The 2,554-nt window shown below is 68.9% G+C and carries 3 protein-coding genes; all 3 read right to left on the bottom strand.

Features of this window, described 5'->3' with window-relative positions; translation table 11 throughout:
• Positions 1-632: 632 nt before the first annotated feature.
• The 3 genes from C4U03_RS39555 to C4U03_RS39565 all read right to left on the bottom strand — a co-directional run bounded on the left by C4U03_RS39555 (position 633) and on the right by C4U03_RS39565 (position 2,211).
• Positions 633-989: a hypothetical protein gene (locus C4U03_RS39555; RefSeq protein ID WP_103945008.1), complete on the bottom strand. Its 357-nt coding sequence runs from the start codon at positions 987-989 to the stop codon at positions 633-635.
• 60 nt (positions 990-1,049) lie between these two features.
• Entirely contained in the window at positions 1,050-1,208 is a 159-nt protein-coding gene (locus C4U03_RS39560; protein WP_200827800.1) for a hypothetical protein, read from the bottom strand.
• 370 nt (positions 1,209-1,578) lie between these two features.
• Positions 1,579-2,211 (bottom strand): phospholipid scramblase-related protein, encoded by a 633-nt coding sequence (locus tag C4U03_RS39565; protein ID WP_160147266.1) that lies wholly within the window; start codon positions 2,209-2,211, stop codon positions 1,579-1,581.
• Between the last annotated feature and the right edge of the window lie 343 nt (positions 2,212-2,554).

The following is a 2,554-nucleotide window of genomic DNA, read 5'->3' on the forward strand; positions in this document are numbered from 1 at the left end:
GGCAAACCTGAACGGGACTCACATCCCAGCAGACACCCACCAGCCACAACAACCGGCGAGCATCGCCTCAAACAAATTCCTCAGACGAGGAACAACAACCCCAACCAACCAGGGGCTGTCACAAGGCACTGGCTTTTAACACACTGTTGAGTTCTCAAGAAACGGACACCCACCGTCCGGGACTCTCGCGAGTCCTTTCTCGGGGCGGCCAATCTCAGTTTATCAGATCCGTCCGGCTTGTCAATTCGCCGGCCTTTTCTGATTCGCCTTTCCGAAGTACACCTTAGTGTACCACTTCTGGGCGATGGCCTTTCATCGGATCGATTCGGGCCTTGCAGGACCCTACACCTTTCCGACCTACCGCCGTTCCCCAGACACGAGAATCCGTGCCCGATGTCCGTTGGTGGTTCCCCCGGGGCCGGCCGCCTGTCGGCGTCCCGCTCCCCCGTGGGGCGAAGAGAACGTTATGCCCCCGATCGGACAACGTCAAACCGACGCGCGCGATCCGGTGGGTTCCCGTTCCTCCCCGGTGCTTGCGGCCATCGTGGACTTCTCGTCCTGCCCAGCGCATCACCTGCGTAAACATGCCGAGAGGAAGTTGTGCTCCCCGGTGGAGCCGGTGCGCGACAGCTTCAGGACTGGGCCAGAGAGCCGCCGACGAAGAGAACCCCTTCGGCGGCCACCCACAGCAGCGCAGCGGTGGCGAGCGCTGCTTCGAGCCGGACGGTGTTACGTCGTACCGCCGGAAGCGTCCAGGCCATCACGGCGATGAGCGCCGCGGGGACCGCGGCGACGAGGGAGGCGAGCACGGCGGTGGTGAACCCGCCGGCGCAGCTCGGGTCATGCCGACCGCCCTCCCCGCAGAACGCCGTCTCGCCCCAGCCGCCGAGGGCGGAGAAGGCCCAGAGCGCGGCAAGAGCGCAGTTGGCGATCGTCGGGATGGCGGGTGAGATCCGCCACTTGTCAGCGCCTCCCGGCATGGCCTGCACGTAGGGAACGTACCTCGCGTCGTCGTCCCCTGGAAGGACGCGAAGGTCTCCGTGGCCGTGTCATCTCAAGGTCATCTCAAGCCGGGACGGCACCAGCGTGCGCCCCGGCAGCCGAGGCACGCTCCGGGGCACGTTCGCCAGCGAGGCGTCCAACGCCCGCTGCAACGGCCACGACCAGCGCAGCGACGGCGCCGCCCGATAGGCGGCCAGGAACCGCATCGGCAACACCTGCGACCGGCGGACCTGCTCGGCATCGGCCAGCCGCGCGGCGACCAGGGCGGCGGCCTCGTCACCGATCCGCCCGTCAGTGGGTTGGGCACAGGTCCGCTGAACTTGCCCAGCGCCAAGTCCCCGGTGACCTCGCCGACCCGCTTGTCCGCCGCGTCCAGCAGCGCGTAGTGGCGGGTGGTGCGATGACCGCCGGCATCGAGGGCACCGGGTGACCGCCGCCACGGCCAGACCTCCATGCCCGCGGACCAGGACGCCGAGTGCAGGCCGGTGCTCCGGATCCGGCCGCCCGGCCGCGGTGGAGTCGATCGCGGTTGGCGGCCGCCCCGCGGAGTGCCGGGAGGGATCTTGCGGGCTCAGGTCAGACGACGTCCTTGGACTCGTGGAGGGTCAGGTCGAGGACGACCGCGGTCACGACGATGAGGGCGCGCAGCGTTTCGGTGATGCGTTTGCCGGTGATCTCGACGCTGTAGCGGTCGGCGTTCGTCAGCATCTCCGCTCGTAGTCCGGCCCACTTCTTGTTGATCTGGGCGACATGGCGGCGTTCGGTGTCGGTCACGCTGAACTTGCGCAGCCCCAGGTCCCCGGTGACCTCGCCGACCCGCTTGTCCGCCGCGTCCAGCAGCGCGTAGTGGCGGGTGGTGCGTTCGGCCCGGATGGAGCCGATCAGGTCGCCGTCGAACAGGGCATCCCCCTCGGCGCCCTCGGCGCCCTCGACCGGACGCCGGATCGTGGTGAGCCGGTTGGTGTCGTGCTTCTCGATGATGAGGAGGAGGGTCTCGGCGGGGTCGTGGACCAGCAGGGTCTGCGCGCCGGCGAGCACGTTGCCGGGCAGTGCCGCCCGTACCGCCTTGAGGCGGGTGCGCTCGGCGGTCTCGGTGGCCGACGCCAGCAGGGTGCCCGTGGCGTCGAAGAAGTCGTACCGGGCCCGGGTCGCCAGCACTTTCCGGGGCTGCTCCACCCGGAGGGCGGGTGCGTTGAAGAGTTCCGTCACATTCGCAGTATCGCCAATCAGTGACGGCGAGGGACCAGTCATCGGGCGTCTGGCCGACAATGGCATGGCAATGGCACCTGCGCGTCGGCGCGTGCGCCGGTCGAGGCGGCCGGGTGCCGGCGGGATACGGGCTCGTCGGCAGCGGGCTCCTGGGGTGCGCTCGTGGGGTGCGGCAGAACCGCGAAGGGCGGCCCCGATGGCTCGGGGCCGCCCTCCTGCCGTACGGATCTACGGACGAGGTGCGAGTCGGCTCAGAAGTCCATGCCGGCGTCGCCGCCCGGCATCGCCGGGGCCTTGTCCTTCTCCGGCTTCTCAGCGATGACGGCCTCGGTGGTCAGGAACA

The organism is Thermomonospora echinospora, assembly GCF_900108175.1.
In the GTDB taxonomy this organism is placed as follows: domain Bacteria; phylum Actinomycetota; class Actinomycetes; order Streptosporangiales; family Streptosporangiaceae; genus Thermomonospora; species Thermomonospora echinospora.

Coding starts and splice junctions, on each gene's coding strand:
- C4U03_RS39560 (WP_200827800.1), bottom strand. CDS start 1,208: ATGCGGTTCCTGGCCGCCTATCGGGCGGCGCCGTCGCTGCGCTGGTCG.